Annotated in this window: 11 protein-coding genes; all 11 read left to right on the forward strand. The window is 46.0% G+C overall.

Annotated elements, in window-relative coordinates:
• The first annotated feature begins 23 nt into the window (after positions 1-23).
• On the forward strand, positions 24-2,954 hold the full coding sequence (locus NNL21_RS11510) for a right-handed parallel beta-helix repeat-containing protein (RefSeq protein WP_256555175.1): 2,931 nt from the start codon (positions 24-26) through the stop codon (positions 2,952-2,954).
• Positions 2,881-4,326, forward strand: coding sequence for an S-layer homology domain-containing protein (locus NNL21_RS11515; protein WP_204820914.1), 1,446 nt, complete (start codon positions 2,881-2,883; stop codon positions 4,324-4,326). Before NNL21_RS11510 ends, NNL21_RS11515 begins: the two co-directional genes overlap by 74 nt.
• Positions 4,327-4,340: 14 nt before the next feature.
• Positions 4,341-4,946 carry an SGNH/GDSL hydrolase family protein gene (locus NNL21_RS11520; protein ID WP_256555176.1) on the forward strand — a complete coding sequence of 202 codons (606 nt, stop codon included), beginning with the start codon at positions 4,341-4,343 and terminating at the stop codon, positions 4,944-4,946.
• 141 nt (positions 4,947-5,087) lie between these two features.
• Entirely contained in the window at positions 5,088-6,869 is a 1,782-nt protein-coding gene (locus NNL21_RS11525) for a sensor histidine kinase (protein ID WP_204820915.1), read from the forward strand.
• A gap of 7 nt (positions 6,870-6,876) precedes the next feature.
• Positions 6,877-8,397, forward strand: a complete 1,521-nt coding sequence (locus tag NNL21_RS11530; protein WP_204820916.1) for a response regulator transcription factor — start codon at positions 6,877-6,879, stop codon at positions 8,395-8,397.
• Between the two features lie 69 nt (positions 8,398-8,466).
• Complete coding sequence (locus tag NNL21_RS36490; RefSeq protein ID WP_309145322.1) at positions 8,467-9,624, forward strand: alpha-galactosidase; 1,158 nt, start codon at positions 8,467-8,469, stop codon at positions 9,622-9,624.
• Positions 9,542-10,831, forward strand: coding sequence for a glycoside hydrolase family 36 protein (locus NNL21_RS11540; protein WP_309145323.1), 1,290 nt, complete (start codon positions 9,542-9,544; stop codon positions 10,829-10,831). The genes NNL21_RS36490 and NNL21_RS11540 overlap by 83 nt, the downstream gene beginning before the upstream one ends.
• 278 nt (positions 10,832-11,109) lie before the next feature.
• Positions 11,110-12,909 carry a right-handed parallel beta-helix repeat-containing protein gene (locus NNL21_RS11545; RefSeq protein WP_204819129.1) on the forward strand — a complete coding sequence of 600 codons (1,800 nt, stop codon included), beginning with the start codon at positions 11,110-11,112 and terminating at the stop codon, positions 12,907-12,909.
• Positions 12,910-12,954: 45 nt separating this feature from the next.
• The gene (locus NNL21_RS11550) at positions 12,955-13,887 is read left to right on the forward strand and encodes an ABC transporter permease (RefSeq protein ID WP_204819130.1); all 933 of its coding nucleotides are present in this window, start codon (positions 12,955-12,957) and stop codon (positions 13,885-13,887) included.
• A 12-nt stretch (positions 13,888-13,899) separates the two neighbouring features.
• The gene (locus tag NNL21_RS11555) at positions 13,900-14,778 is read left to right on the forward strand and encodes a carbohydrate ABC transporter permease (RefSeq protein WP_256555177.1); all 879 of its coding nucleotides are present in this window, start codon (positions 13,900-13,902) and stop codon (positions 14,776-14,778) included.
• 54 nt (positions 14,779-14,832) lie between these two features.
• On the forward strand, positions 14,833-16,437 hold the full coding sequence (locus NNL21_RS11560; RefSeq protein WP_204819131.1) for an extracellular solute-binding protein: 1,605 nt from the start codon (positions 14,833-14,835) through the stop codon (positions 16,435-16,437).
• Positions 16,438-16,529: the final 92 nt, after the last annotated feature.

Below are 16,529 nucleotides of genomic sequence, written 5' to 3' on the forward strand. Positions count from 1 at the left end.
ATTATTCCGTACAAGCTCAAGTTATGCCGACAGCCATCAGCGAGGATGGAACGGTTGGCCTAAGCCTGAGGTATCAGGATATTCATAACAGATACGATCTACAGTATATCGAAGCTGGGAAAATCCAGATTGTCAAAGTATTGGACGGTGTAGCGACAGCGCTATCAGAAGCGGCTTTCAGTATGAAAAATGGAAAATCCTACACATTCAAAGGCGTCGCAGCGGGTAAAGATATCGAATTTTATATTAACGGCGTTAAACTTCTGTCCGCTTTAGACACAACTCTTGCAACCGGAAAGATTGCTTTGAATATGTCGCAGGCCACTGCGGTCTTCGATAATATCGAGGTACAAAAGGTATTAGCGCCAGTTAATTCGGATGGTCATACAGCTTACTATGTCAGTTCCAGCACCGGCGATGATGCCAACGATGGCTTAAGCCCTGAACGAGCATGGAAAACGCTTAATAAAATCAATATTTCGACTTTCAGTTCAGGGGATTCCATTCTCTTGAAATCCGGCGACGCATGGAATGAACCGCTTGTTTTGAAGGGCTCCGGCTCGAAGGAAAATCCGATTACTGTTTCTTCTTATGGTTCAGGCGCTAAGCCTGTCATCTCGTGGAATGCCCCGAGCGGTGGAAGTGTTGTCACTGGACATAATTTAAGCCACTGGACGATTAAGGGATTAGCCGTTAGCATCCTAACATCTTCAACATTATCGTGGAGCAATATTACAGCAGGAATTAACGTTATTTATGATAATGCGCAGCGGTACGAAAATCTTCGAATTGAAGAGAATGACGTATACAGTGCTAATTACAACAGTAATAGCAATGGAATTATGATTTCGGCATTGATTCCGGGAACCGACATCAAAGAGGTTGCAACTGATGTTTCGATTATCGACAATGAGGTCCATAATGTGGGGTGGTATGGAATAACCACTGCTGGATGGGATACCGCGAAAAACGAGGATTTGCGCTCTCAGATGCTTTTTGGAAGGTTTAAAATCAGCGGAAATTACGTGCATCATACTGCCAGTCAAGGAATCGTTCTGCAAAATGCTCATCATTCCGTTATAGAAAGAAATGTTGTTCATGACGGAGGTCTCGGCATAGATACTTGGGGGCCTGGAGGCTTATGGATCATCGCCTCTCGGGATTCCGTTATTAAATTTAATGAAGTATATAACATGAAGGACGCGGGATCGGGTTATGACGGATCAGGGGTTAACGTGGATTGGTACTGTGACAATATCACCGTTCAGTATAATTATGCGCACGATAACAAAGGCAACGGAATAACGACAATGAGTAATTACGGCACAAAAATATGGAATAACAAAGTCAGAGGCAATCAAGGGCAGCAATCGAACGGGAACGGTCAAATCGCACTCGGTAATTTTACGGGAAGACCCGATCTCTCATCAGGAGAGCATGATCTGGATGTCGCCAATAATATGATCATCGTAGACGTAGACAATACGGCCGCGATCAACAGCGCTTCTAATCCCCATGGAACGTGGACGGGAAATAAGATTCATGATAATCATATTGCAATTGCAAGAGAAATAACGAACTTCAATATTTTCGATATTGCTCAAAATACGAACTTTGATGTTATTGATCATAATGATGTCGCTAATGAATCGCTTGCCTTTAGCTCGATTTACCATGGGACAACATATACGAGTCTTGCATCATGGCAACAGGGTACAGGGTTTGACGGCAATACACAAGTTCTGCCGATTGATGAGTCGATTCCTTCGACAGTAAATCAAGTTACCGCGACGCTTGACGGTTATGCGGAGTTATCCTGGTCGGCGGGAGAAGATCAAGGGAACGGGATCCTGCACTATAACATCTATAGAAGCGAGGACGCGGCGTTTACGCCAGCTTATTCCAATATGGTGGGAGAATCCGCTACGACATCTTTTATTGACAGAGAAGAAGCAAAGCCAAACACGACGTATTATTACAAGTTAGAAGCGGAAGATCGGAGCGGAAATGTAGGGGCTGCTTCAGAGGCTGTCCATCTAACAACCGGACCGACTGTCCCGGAAACTGAGCAACCGAAGATTGTTGATTTTGCAACTTTTCGCGATGGTTATCAATTAAATGTTGCCGATTTACAGACTATGCCTTATATCGCGGGAATACAACCCATTCAAAAAGTAGAGCTGTATGTGGATGATAGTTTGTTGCAAGTAATGACGGCATCGCCATATGCATATACCGTAAAAGGCTTAAGCAATGGAGAGCATACTCTGCAATACAAGGTTTACGATATGACGGGGAGTGTTACCGAGTCGAAACGGATTAAAGTAAACAAACAAGTAACCGCCCTGCGCAGCTTGTTCACACAATCTCGGCCGACGATTGACGGTTCAATCCAAGAATGGGGTTCACCCGAGTTTGTCATGAATCAGAGAGCCCAGGTGAAAAGTATTGAAAGCACTTTCGCTGATCAATGGACTCCGCAAAGGTTAAATGCTTTAGGGCATACCCGATGGGATGACGACAATTTGTATATCGCAATGAAGGTTATAGAAGACGTACACCGTTTGCCGATCTCGAATGCGGCCGATTTGTGGAAAGGCTCAAGCATTCAGATCGCCATTGATCCCGATAGAGGAACTGTTCCGGGAAGCAAAGGATACACTGAATTCGCATTCGGATTAACCGATGAAGGCCAGGCTGTCGGGTATCGTTACAACGCCATTGCCGGTAAAGCTGCAGGTGAGTTTTCCGCAGGCGAAATGGAGATTTCCAGAGACGATGCGACGAAGTCTACTAGTTACGAATTGAGCATTCCTTGGGGCGAAATCATCCCGGAAGGAATTTCTGTTAAAGACGGTTCCGCATTGGGGATCTCTGTACTTGCCAATTATAGCGACGGAAGCTTCATCAACTCGGGTAATGGCGATGCCCGCTCTTGGCAAACAGATATTTGAAACTCCAACGATTAGCGCGATAGCCGGAAAGGGAGAGGCGCGATTAAGTTGGGGAGCGGTAGCCGGAGCAACAGGTTATAACATTAAGTACGGTACAGCCAGCGGAGTGTATTCGAGCAAGATTGATGCGGGAAGCGTAACCCATCATACTGTATCTGGACTGACCAAGGGAACGACCTATTACTTGATTGCGGAAGCCTACGATGCATATGGCGAAAGCGGTCATTCTAACGAAGTAGCTATCGTTGCTTTGGGCGAGGAAGTGGCCGGAGCAGGCAGCGGAAGTCCTGGAAGCCAAGTGGGCAACGATCGCTCCAAGGTAGAGATTAAGGATGGGGCGGCTGAAGTGAAGTTGGATGAAGGCCAATCGAAAGCTGTCATCCTCTTATCGGAAGTCGGGAATTATCCGCTTCAAGTGCACTTTGGCAAAGTGTCGATTACTTTAAGCCGAGAGACGCTGGATAATCTCAAAGAACAATCAGGCATTGCCGCGGGTTCTTTGATTGAAGTGACCTTGAGCCCTACTATCGATTCAGCTATATTAAACGCGCCGGTCAGCGGCAGCAAAGCTGCGGTGAAAATCGCGGGTAAAGTCTATGATTTCGAAGTAAAACTCAAGACTGCCGACAATCGTGAAATCGAAATCGGTATCGTCTCAGGCGGCATTACGCTATCTCTGCCTTATGATTCCGGTCAAGTCGATCAGAAGCTTCTCGGTATTTACTATTACGATAAGACGAAGAAGCAGTGGGAATATGTCGGCGGTGAAATCGATGAGGTCAAGAATCAAGTGAAGGTAACGCTGCAGCATCTAAGCGTGTATTCGGTAATGGAGTATAACAAGACTTTCAGCGATGTGAAGGAAGGCTATTGGGCGAAGCGAGTGCTTCAAATATTGGCAGCGAAGCATATTGTCAATGGCGTGGACGAATCGAGATTTAACCCTGAAGGAAACACGACGAGAGCAGAATTCGTAACTTTATTGGCGAATGCTTTAGACCTGGAAACCGGCGGCGCGATGAATACGTTCATCGATGTAAAAACGGATGCATGGTATGCGGATAGCGTTGAGGCAGCAGTCAAAGCCGGGATCGCTTCAGGGATAAGCGCAAATCAGTTTGCCCCGGACAAATTCATCAGCCGAGCAGAAATGGTCACGATGATCGTGCGTGCGGCCGGCATTCAGCCGAACCCGGGGGCGACAGTCAGCTACGCCGATGCACATGATATCCCGGGATGGGCACTACCTTACATTGCCGCTGCCAAAGAAGCGAATTTGGTGCGTGGAAGAGGAAGTAACTTGTTTGCGCCTAATAGCAAGGCGACGCGGGCGGAAGCTGCCCAATTCATTTACAATTTATTGAATAAATAAGGGGATGATGGTACATGTTGCTGCACGAAGGACAGAAGATCGTATTTATTGGCGATAGCATTACCGATTGCGGCAGGAAGGATGATCCTGAGAATATTGGAGGCGGATATGTACGCGTCGTGCGGGATTACTTATCGATCGTACGTCCGGAGATCTCATTGCAGGTGGAGAACCGAGGGATAAGCGGTGAAACGATATTGGATCTAAAGGCACGCTGGAATGAAGATGTAATCGAGTTACAGCCGGACTGGCTGTCCATATCTATCGGCATAAACGATGAATGGAAAAACGTCAGCTGCGATGATTTCAGGGATACCTACCGGGAATTATTGGTTGAAACGAAAAGCAAAACGGGCTCGTCCTTGATAGTAATGGAAACGACGATCCTATCCGAAGATTCGAATGACGGGAAGAATGAACGTCTCCTTCCCTATAATCGAATAATAAGAGAAGTCGCAGCGGAATTCGAAGCCATTCTCGTGCCTCAGTATCAGTCATTTACAGCATACTTAAGGGAGCAGCGCGGGAAAACGCTAACCGTGGACCAAGTTCACATGAATTCGACAGGGAATTTGCTAATGGCCATCAACTGGTTGAAGGCTTGCGGGTTCGCACAATAAAAACACATAAAAGCACATCCGAAATTACAGTAAAACACATAGACGAACCGATGATATTGTGACACTATAGAGTTGTTAGCCTTAGCCCTTGTCCGAACTGCTGAGAAATTGTTGCTACCATCATGTGTCTCGGAGGATCTCATGTTTAAAGAACTGGTATCCTATACAAGGAAGTATAGATTAAGCTTTCGCATGATCCTCACCAATATTTGTATTGCCGTTTTGCCCATTCTCCTTCTAGGGACAGTGGGCTATTTTTCTTATATTAATATTATGAAAAAGAACGCGCTCGATAATATTAATATTTTCGTGACGCAAACAAACAATCGGTTCGACGAATATTTTTACCGAATGGATCAGCTTTCAAAATCGATTTTCTTTAACCGGAACGTTCAGACCATCATGCTCGAGAATAAATCATGGCAGGAATCCGATATTTTGCTGAGAAACTTAAACTCGTACTTGACACTGGAACCTGCCTTGAACTCCATCGGCATGATAAGTACCAAAGATTTTCGCTTAGTGTCTACCGGCGAATTGCTTATGCAACCTATGGTGGCGTATTTGAAAGAGATGCAAAATAAGAACAGACTAAGCAATAAGCTGCAGATTTCCCCGCCGTTTTTAAAAGATAAGGGCGTACTGGCTTTTAGGAAGGTGAAATCCATTCTTCCAAACCGGTACCTGCAGGAAATTTACATAGGTGTTATGTTATTGGATACGGAATGGATACAGGAAATATTACGCTCGGCGGATTTGGCGGATAAAGCGGAGCTCTATATTATGAACGAGAGCGGCGATCTCATTGGCTCATCGACTAATAATCCCGAATTTGAACAAATATACGCCCAGTCCAGAACGAATCAGGATCACAAAGTCGTCGATTTTCAAATGAACGGCGTCAATTACTTGTACCAGTCTCTCCCGATCAAAAGCTTGGGTTGGAAGTTCGTTGCCTTAATTAATGAGGATAAGCTGGTGGGAAAGGCATCAATCATTCAATATATCGTGATTTCGGCTATAGGGATCATGGTGCTAATCGTCATCTGGGTCGCGATCTCCTTTAATATTCGTTTAACCCATCCCATCACGAAGATGGCCGATATTTTCGATAGCGCAGCGAGCGGTGACCTGGATGTCCGGTTGAGATTCGGATATAAGAATGAAATCACGATCATTCAGGACAACTATAACAATATGATGAATGAAATCAAGAAGCTTACTGACAATCTGCTGCAATCCCAGCAGCAGCTCTATGAAACGGAAATGGAGAAACGAATGTTTCATTTAAATGGTCTCCAAAGCCAGATCAATTCTCATTTTCTGTATAACGTCCTTCATTCTATAAGAGGCATGGCTTTGTCCAACGCACGGAGAGAGGTAGCTGTCGCAATTGACAATCTCGTCTCTTATTTTCGCTACATTACGCTTACGGATGAATATGTTCTTCTATACAAAGAGCTTGAGCATCTGGAACGATACATCGATATTCAAAAAATAAGGTTTGGAGAACGGCTGCAGTTTAAAGTATCCGTAGACGAGCGGCTCGGTGCCCATTCGATCGTGAAGCTCATTCTTCAGCCGCTTGTGGAGAACGCCCTATTTCATGGTCTCGAAGGAAAGACAGGGCGATGGATCATTCACATCCATGCGACTGTCGAAGAGGAGAATCAATTACTCATCAAGGTGATGGATAACGGAATCGGCATGAGCGAGGAACGCTTGACGCGCATACATTCAGAGTTTGAAAGCATGAACAAGAATTCATCCGAAACAGCAGGACTGGGACAAGGGATCGGGTTGGTCAATATTCATAAGAGGATTCAAATCTATTACGGGAAGCCGTATGGCTTATCCATCAAGAGCTGGAAAAATCGGGGCACGGTCGTGACGGTTAGCGTACCGCTTAAAGTGGAAGGGTGAGTAAACCATGTACAAGCTGATCCTCGTTGATGATGAGCCGTGGATACTGAAGGATATGGAACAAATTGTGGATTGGGAAGCGCTCGGCTTTCAAATTGCAGCGAAATTTAACGACGTGCATATGGCTGAAAGCCTATTGAAGCGGCAATCCATCGATGTCGTGATCAGCGACATCCGTATGCCAGGGAAAAGCGGCTTGGATTTATTGTCGTTCGTAAACCGTGTTTCTCCCCAAACCTTGGTGGTGTTCATGAGCGCACATAGTGAATTTAGCTACGCGAAAAAAGCGCTAGAGCTTGGCTGCTTCGCCTATCTGCTTAAACCTGTCAACGAGCAGGAGTTGCGAGATACGTTACATAAATGCGGCAATCGGTTAGCGGAACGTGATCGGGAACAGCGCGTACTTCAAACCTATCACAACTCCATGCTTTTTTTGGAAATGATCGAGAAGGGAATAACCGTACAACAAGTATCCAAGCAGTTGAAAGGTTTGGGCGTTGAAATGGGAAGTGGGGCAGGATATGCCTTTGCTATCGTTAAAAGCAAATCAGCCATATCGGAGCAATCCTTGCTGGATTCGGATCGATTGCTGGAAGAGCACGGCGTTGCCTTTTTTCGCGCGATGGTAAGTCCACTCAAATGGACGTATTTATTAAGTCGTTCCGATATGGATCCGAATACGATTAAGTCATTATATAAACGCGTTCTACGCATGACCGCAGAGCTTCAATGGGATGTAGGAGTAAGTCTGTCGAGCGTCTCCGACAGTCAAATCGCGAAATATTATAACCAGGCGAATATGATGGCCGACACCTCGAGCTTGAACCGCAGGATAGGCGTTTACCGCTATAGGCCGAGAGTAAACGCGGCATTGCCGTCTATCATGGAGCGGATAGGCAAAGCAACAAAGCTTGAGCATCTTGAAGCGGCGTTATTCGATTTACATAGAGGAATCGCCAAAGAACAGATTCATTTAAGCGGGCTTGCTGAAATCTATAATTTTTTTGTCGTGGTGATCAAGAACTTCTCTTCGTCGACCCAATCCTTCGCAGAGGACTCCATTACTGTCCAAGATCTGGTCCTCCACTACGGCAATCCCCATGATTTGCTTGTAGAGATGAGGATGTTAATTGACGAGCATAAGAAGAAACCGACGGAGTTAACAACGCTTCCAATCGTTGAGGAGATTATTAAGGATATCGAACGACGATACGCGCACAAAATATCTCTCAAAGAGATTGCCCAGCAGTACTTTATTAGCCCAAACTATTTGAGTCATCTGTTTAAACAGGAGAAGGGACAAAGCTTTATCCATTTCCTCATTCAGAAAAGGCTTGATGCGGCTATTACGCTATTGAAAGAGGATATTTCGCTATATGAAGTGGGGAAATTAGTCGGATATGAGGATTATGCCCATTTCAGCAAGCTATTCAAGAAACATCTTGGCCAATCGCCGTTAGAGTACAAACAACGCTTGGACAATAAAAACATAGTCCGCAAGAAACTACAATCGGATCTCTTTGATTAACACATAGAAAAACAATCAAGCCCGTGTCACACTGAGTACCATCAATCAAGAATTGAAGGTGGACGAAAGGTGGCATGGGCTTACTTTATGGAAGAGGATACGATGGACGTGCAGCGTTGGATTAGCATTTACGAAAATGGGATTTATTTGGAGATTCAGATTACCGAAAGCGGAGATGTCCGTCTGGTTCATCTATCTTCCTTCCCAGCGAATGAAGATGCACGAGGAACAGAGGAGGAACGAAGAACGCGCCGGATCGTCGAGCTGCAAGCGACAGGCGAAGATCGGGACGATCATCATGGATCCAAGTATACGGGAACAATGCCGGGAGGGATGCTGAAGTACGAATGCCATAGGGATTTCTATAACGAAAGTGGACGAAAGATTGAAGTGGATATGGAAGACAGGGGAATGCGGGTGACCGTGCATTATCAATTTTATAAGGATATCTCTGTCATCCGAGCTTGGACGGAGATTGTCAATCAGAGTTTGAATTCCATACCGTTGGAATACGTCTCCTCGTTTACGATGACAGGTATCTCGAGCGGAGGTAACGGGTCATGGGAAGCCAAAAGCCGACTTCATATTGCTCATAATGCTTGGCACGGAGAGCTGCAGTGGAGAAGCTATACGTTATCCGAGCTAGGATTAACGAAAGTAAATGATTATTCGATCAAAAGACTTTCGTATAGCAATTCGGGAACATGGTCTTCCGCCGATCTTCAGCCGATGGGAGGCTATGAGAATACAGCGGCGGGAATGGCCATGTGCTGGCAGATTGAGCATAACGGGTCATGGCATTGGGAGGTGAGCGATAAGGCCAATGGTCAACTCTACTTGCAATTAAGCGGTCCAACTGAGAACGAAAGTCATTGGTGGACAAATGTCGCGCCCGGTGAAACTTTTATTTCCGTTCCTGCGGCGATTGCGATTGTCAAAGGGGGATTCGAACAGGGAATTGTGGAATTGACACGTTACCGGCGAGAAATCCGCCGCTGGAATGAAGACAATGAGCGGCTGCCGGTCATTTTCAACGATTACATGAATTGCTTATTCGCTGATCCAACTACCGAGAAGATCTTGCCTTTAGTCGATGCAGCTGCTGCGGTGGGGTGCGAATATTACTGCATCGATGCTGGCTGGTATGCGGACGGTGAATGGTGGAGCGATGTGGGACTATGGCAACCGTCGGAGAGACTACCGGCGAGAAATCCGCCGCTGGAATGAAGACAATGAGCGGCTGCCGGTCATTTTCAACGATTACATGAATTGCTTATTCGCTGATCCAACTACCGAGAAGATCTTGCCTTTAGTCGATGCAGCTGCTGCGGTGGGGTGCGAATATTACTGCATCGATGCTGGCTGGTATGCGGACGGTGAATGGTGGAGCGATGTGGGACTATGGCAACCGTCGGAGAGACGTTTCCCGGGCGGCTTGCAGAAGGTACTCGACTATATCCGGGCGAAAGGCTTAATTCCTGGACTTTGGCTGGAACTTGAGGTAATGGGCATCCATTGCCCCATAGCGCAACAAGTGCCGGATGAATGGTTTTTCATGCGACATGGCAAACGAATCATAGATCACGGGAGGTATCAACTGGATTACCGTCATCCCGAGGTCATTCAATATGCAGATGAAGTGCTCGATCGGCTAGTGATGGAGTACAATGTCGGATACATCAAGATGGACTACAACATTAATGCAGGCATCGGTACTGAGGTTAATGCCGATAGCTTCGGAGATGGCTTGCTTCAGCATAACCGTGCCTACCTGCGTTGGCTTGACAGCCTATTCGCTCGTTATCCGGACTTGGTGATCGAGAATTGCGGAAGCGGGGGTCTGCGTATGGATTATGCTTTGCTCGCCAGGCACAGCGTGCAGTCGATTAGCGACCAGACGGACTACCGCAAGTTTGCGGCGATATCCGCTGCCGCTCCTACGGCGCTGACTCCCGAGCAATCAGCTGCTTGGTCTTATCCGCTTAAGGAAGGAGATCGGGAAGAGGTCATCTTTAACATGGTGAACGGCATGTTAATGCGAATTCATCAGAGCGGGCACTTGGCGGACATTACATCGGATCGCTTCGAATTGATTCAAGAGGGGATTTCTTATTACAAGAGTATTCGAGCATCTATTCCGAAGGCTCTTCCATTTTGGCCGATTGGCATACCTAAGCACGGCGATCATTGGCTTAGCCTTGGACTAAGATGCGGTGAGAAGGCTTATGTGGCTGTTTGGAGATTAGAAGGAGGAACGAAAGAAGCGAGATTTCCTATTCCGGGCTGTGACGGCAAGAAAGTAACGGTTCGATGCGGGTTTCCCCGGCAGGAGAGCCGTAGCGGGAGCTGGAGTCAGCTTGAGGGAGCGCTAGTTGTTACACTTCCAACGGAATTCACGGCACGCCTGTATGAATTGCACATTGAGGAGGAGTAGCCAATGGTCAAAAAGTGTGTCTATGCTGCCTTGTCATCAAGGGAAGATTGGGTTAGAAACGTATAATGCGACTACGCTATTCGATAACGTACTACTCATCGAACAATAGGAACGCAGGACGCCTCGATCACCGATCGGGGCATTTTTTTATCCATGCAACATCGTAACAAACTACATCCAATGTTCTATTCTCAGCACATATGAAGGCAAGATCGCCTATGGCACAATCAAAATAGCAAGAGAGATAACAGGCGTGGATAGGGAGAGGAGGCAGATGAGTGGAGAGCGTAAAGAATGATGATAACGCCGGGGGCGTGCCGGAAATCTCGATCAGTGCTCCGACTAGGAGTGGATATAAGATAGTTAGCGTCGCTGATTTCGGCGCTAGAGCCGAGGAAGGGTACTGTAACGGAAGCGCCTTCCAGAATGCCATTGATTATTGCAAACAGGAACGTTCGTCGGAGCTTGTCGTTCCTTCGGGAGTATATCGATTTTATAATGGCAATCATCCTAAATTCGAAGAGATGCATGATTTTCAGTTCGATGGTGGGAATTCTGAATTCATCTTTTCTACAGCGGAAGTCTTCTTTATCATAAGGAATTGCGTTCGGACGATATTCAAAAATTTCACTGTCGATTGGGACTGGGAAAGCGGGCAATTGGCAAGCATCGGACTCATACGGGAAGTGGCCTCGGACCGCACTTATTTCGATCTTCACTTTCCGGAGTATGCGCAAGCGCCGGGCGATATGAACCTACGGACATTAAACGCGATGAATCCGCTGACATTATCCGCAGGCTGCGAGTTAGGTCGTGAATTCAACGAAAATCATTTCCGGAGTGTTAGTCGCCAGGATCCCAATACGTTCCGAATTGCACTATCCAACCCCGAAGATTTTCGCTTTCTGAATCCAGGGCAAGCTTACATCGTACGTCATTACATTTATGACGCGAACGCTTTCGAACTTAAGAGCAATCAGCATTTGCAAATCGAGCGTATAACGGTCTATTCCGCGCCAGGACATGCTTTCGTGGCGTCGGGAGATCAACGCCATTGGGCGCTGCGACATTGCAGAATCGTGAAGCGGCCGGGAACGACGCGTTGCATTTCCGTCACGGCAGATGGCTGCCATATCAGTAATTCTCTAGGTTACTTTAGGATTGAAAACTGCGATTTTAGCTACAACGGTGACGATTGCCTGAACATTCACGATAATTCCGTTCAGGGTTTCAAGCGAATCGATGATCGGACCGTAAGCTTAAATCGTGTGCTAGCATGGCGTAATCCCTTTGCGCTAGGGGATGAAATCGAGTTTCGAAATGAAGATCTGTCACCTGCGGGGATCAAGGAGCGTATCGCAGGCGTGGAATGGAATAAAGAGCATAACAGCTGCACGCTTACCTTTGAAAAACCGATCCCTGCCGAGGTTTCAGAATGTGCGATACTTTTTAATCGAAGATATGATTCCGGCAACTATATCGTTCGCAACAATTTCTTTCACCATAACCGCGCAAGAGGGATATTGCTGCATTCCGGCAACGGCTTGGTGGAAAATAATCATTTCTTCATGAATCAAGGGTCAGCGATACAGATTGAGTGCGGTTCCGAGTCTCGCTGGTCGGAAGGATTCGGAGTAAGCAATCTGCGCATCCGCAATAATCTAATTGACAGCTGCGATGTGAATCACTGGAACATGGCCGTCATCTACATGGGTGTGTATCTAGCCAAGGGGAGAACGCAATATGCGATCTTTGACCGCGTGTGGATCGAGAATAATACGATTATCAATTGTCCGCAGCAAGCGGTTTATGCGTCATCCTGCAGAAGGGTATATATCCGCAATAATGCCATTCTGAATTCAAATGTCGGAAGGCTCAAATCGCATGCCGATGGAGACGAGAACGGCGTGCTCCATCGGGAATATTATCAGGGAAGTTTAATGGCTAGCCATTGTAACGAGGTTAGGATCGAGAACAACAGAAGATTATCCACGGTTGCAACAACAGAGGATCATATTTATATCGATTATGAGACTAGCACGAATGTGAATTTGCTTCATAACATCGGGTTCAATTGAGACGACAGCCGGTTCAGGCTGCAGAAGAAACGGGTGAGCTATCCTATGGCAACAATCGGGGCGAAAGCCGGAACGGGTAAGGATGTAGGCAGAAGAATAGTCAAGTATAAAATGCTGTATCTCATGCTGCTTCCTGCCATTGTGTTTCTTTTAATATTTAGTTATATCCCCATGTATGGCGCATCGATCGCATTTAAAGAATTTTGGATTTCGAAAGGAATTTTAGGCAGTCCATGGGTAGGATTTAAGCATTTCGAACAAATTTTCGCGACCGATAAGTTTTGGCAGGTTTTCACCAACACGATCGAAATCAATTTATTGCGTCTCCTATTTGGATTTCCTGCTCCGATTATTCTGGCTATTCTCTTAAATGAAGTAAGACACAGGGTCTTCAAACGGTCGATTCAAACGATTATTTATTTGCCCCACTTCATCTCTTGGGTAACGATCTCGGGCATCCTATTCTCGCTGTTATCCAACGAGGGTTTGGTTAACAGCATTATTGTTTTGATCGGCGGCGATCCTGTTAATTTCTTGACAAGCAACAGCATGTTCCGGCCACTATTGATCATTTCAGGAATTTGGAAGGAAGTCGGATGGGGAACGATCATTTTTCTGGCGGCATTGTCCGGCGTCAATCCGGATCTGTATGAGGCATCCGTGATCGATGGCGCTAACCGCTGGAAACAGATTGTTCACATTACGCTGCCAAGCTTACTGCCGATCATATCGATTTTGTTAATACTGAATTTTGGCAGCATGATGAGCGGTGGTTTCGACCAAGTGTTTAATATGTACAACCCGATGGTTTATGAAAGCGGTGATGTTATCGATACCTACGTTTACCGGATCGGGCTGACGCAAGGGCAGTATAGCATGGCAACCGCAATCGGGTTATTCCTAAACGTAATCAATTTTGTTCTTCTTATCGTAGTCAATAGCGCCGCGAAGAAAATGAACGGCCAAGGCATTTACTGAGGTGATGGAATAATGGTGCGATCTACGAGTATCGCCGGCAAAATATTCGATGTGTTGAACATGATCTTCTTGGTTTTTATGGCATGCATTATGCTTTACCCGTTCTGGCATGTTCTGGTAGGATCCGTGCTTCCGTATGAAGAAGCCATTAAGACAAGCTTTAATCTTTTTCCGCGAAGCTTTTCTTTTGAAGCTTATGAATATGTGTTTTCCAAGGATACCATTCTCAAGTCGGTTATCGTTTCCGTAATCGTTACGGTAGCCGGCACCTTATACCAGTTATTCGTTACGGCTATAACGGCTTATCCGTTAACGAAACAGGATCTTCCGGGCAGATCGGCTATTTTTCTTTTTATTATTTTCACGATGTTTTTTGGCGGGGGACTTATACCCTATTACTTGCTGATTAAGAGTCTTGGGATGGTAAATAGTTTGGCAGTGATGATCATTCCCGCTGCTTTAAGTACGTACAACATGATCGTGCTCAAAACCTTCTTTCAGAATATTCCGATCGATCTAGAAGAATCGGCGAAAATCGACGGCGCAGGTTATATGAGAGTGTTCTTCAAGATCATTATCCCTTTGTCGGTTCCCGCACTGGCTACTATTGCCTTATTTATCGCGGTAGGACAATGGAACAATTGGTACGTTCCGATGTTATTCCTCAATGATAAGGAGCTCTGGCCGTTGGCGATGGTGTTAAGGGATGTACTGATCAATAACAATATGGAATTAACCCGTGGAGGCAGCTTCGTAAGTAAAGAATTCATGTTGGGAGACACGATCAAGAATGCGATTGTGATGGTCTCCGTCATTCCGATCATTATCGTATATCCGTTCATTCAGAAGCACTTCGTGAAAGGAGTGATGATTGGATCAATCAAGAGTTGACAGTTCGTTCGATAGAGTGCGTTAATGATTAAATCATAGGGGGTAGTCAGCGACATGTTGAAGCGAAGCAAAGGACTTATTTTACTGCTTGTAGTTGCGTTGTTTGTAATAGGGAATATTGCAGGTTGCTCGAGTACGAACGGTAACAAACAAGATGGCGAGTCTATTACGCCTGGAAATACCGGAAGCGGCAGTTCTGACCCTGTCGTCGAAAATGAAAAACCTGTCGAATTATCCGTATTTAGTTGGATGTTTGAAGGAGCAGACGCACAAGATTCTCAAATCTATAAGTATTTGCAGGACAAGCTCAACATCCGCTTGAAGCTGATTACGGCTTCGTGGAATGACTGGGAAGAGAAGCTGAACGTGATGATTGCCTCCGGGGAGATGCCCGATGTATTTGTCTCCTATGGCATTGACCGTCCGGTTCAATACCGTCAGTGGATTAAAGAGAGCATGCTCCTTCCGCTTTCTGATTACGCGGAGCAGTATCCGAATATGAAAGCATCGCTGGCCAACTTTGAACATTTAGCTAAAACGACCGACAACAAGCATTATGCGCTCCCTATATTCAATGAATCCGGAAGTGGCAAGATGGCGGTGAGCGGGCACAATATTCTAATTCGCAAGGATTGGCTGGATAAACTAAACCTGGAAATGCCGAAGACGATCGATGATTTCTATGCGGTTGCTAAAGCATTTACCGAGGGTGATCCGGACGGCAACAATAAGAAAGATACGTACGGTTATACCTCCAGCGCCGGAGGGATTTGGTGGCAATACCCGCTGTTCAACGCTTTCGACACGAGCACGGATAGGTGGGAGAAGAAAGACGGGCAATGGGCGCCAGAGGCGATTTCCGATGAAACGAGAGACGGGCTTGCTTTTCTGAACCAGCTTTACAAGGAAAAAATTCTTGATCCTGAGTTTATGTTGAATACAGACGACCAGAAAATCGAGAAATTCATAACGGGCAAAGTCGGAATCATGATTCATAACGCAAATGCGACCTTCTATAATGATTTTTATGATAAGTTCAAGCAGGCATATCCCGATTCGGATCCGAAGTCGATTTTCACCTGGGTAGGCACCTTGGTAGGGAAAACAGGCGCTCAGCGGATGGATGGCTTCAATAACTTCTGGGCGGAAACGTCCGTTAATGCCAATATCTCGGAGGAGAAAAAGAAAAAGGCATTGGAGCTGTTGGACTACCTACTCTCGAGTGAAGGGCAGCAGCTTATGATGAACGGCATTGAAGGGGTCCACTACAGCAAAGACGGAGATAAAATCACACCCATCATGACGGATGAAGATAAGGGTAAAGACAAAGCCTTTTCATTAAAAGCATTGGTTTCATGGAATTCGGACTTCCTCCCCGACAGTACGCCTAATAAAGAGGATATTATTGCCATGGCGAAATCGACGGGGGACTTTGCTGTTCCGAACCCGTTGGCTTACCTGAACATTAGCCCGGAAGAACTGGATCCGAGTATTCCAAGCCAGCTGAATGATTTGGTGAATGAAAAGTTCGTAAAGATCATTGTGGAATCGAAGGATGTTCCAGCGGATTTCGCTTCCTTCAAGGAAGAGTGGTTGTCTAAGGGCGGCACGAAAACGATCGAGGCAACGAATAAACAGGCGCAGGCCGAAGGTCGCTAGATCTGCGAGAAGGCTCGTTTGTGGTAGGAAGAGACCTTGCTGGAGCCGAATTTATCAGCAAGGTCTCTTTAATTGGGCGTAGGTTACATATT

It is taken from the genome of Paenibacillus mendelii, from assembly GCF_024498075.1.
GTDB classification, from domain to species: Bacteria; Bacillota; Bacilli; order Paenibacillales; family Paenibacillaceae; genus Paenibacillus_Z; species Paenibacillus_Z mendelii.

Excerpts from the sequence above, each read along its gene's own strand:
- NNL21_RS11510 (WP_256555175.1), top strand. The coding sequence starts at position 24 with ATGCCGACAGCCATCAGCGAGGATGGAACGGTTGGCCTAAGCCTGAGG.
- NNL21_RS11520 (WP_256555176.1), top strand. The coding sequence starts at position 4,341 with ATGTTGCTGCACGAAGGACAGAAGATCGTATTTATTGGCGATAGCATT.
- NNL21_RS11525 (WP_204820915.1), top strand. The coding sequence starts at position 5,088 with ATGTTTAAAGAACTGGTATCCTATACAAGGAAGTATAGATTAAGCTTT.
- NNL21_RS11530 (WP_204820916.1), top strand. The coding sequence starts at position 6,877 with ATGTACAAGCTGATCCTCGTTGATGATGAGCCGTGGATACTGAAGGAT.
- NNL21_RS11540 (WP_309145323.1), top strand. The coding sequence starts at position 9,542 with ATGCGGACGGTGAATGGTGGAGCGATGTGGGACTATGGCAACCGTCGG.
- NNL21_RS11550 (WP_204819130.1), top strand. The coding sequence starts at position 12,955 with ATGGCAACAATCGGGGCGAAAGCCGGAACGGGTAAGGATGTAGGCAGA.
- NNL21_RS11555 (WP_256555177.1), top strand. The coding sequence starts at position 13,900 with ATGGTGCGATCTACGAGTATCGCCGGCAAAATATTCGATGTGTTGAAC.
- NNL21_RS11560 (WP_204819131.1), top strand. The coding sequence starts at position 14,833 with ATGTTGAAGCGAAGCAAAGGACTTATTTTACTGCTTGTAGTTGCGTTG.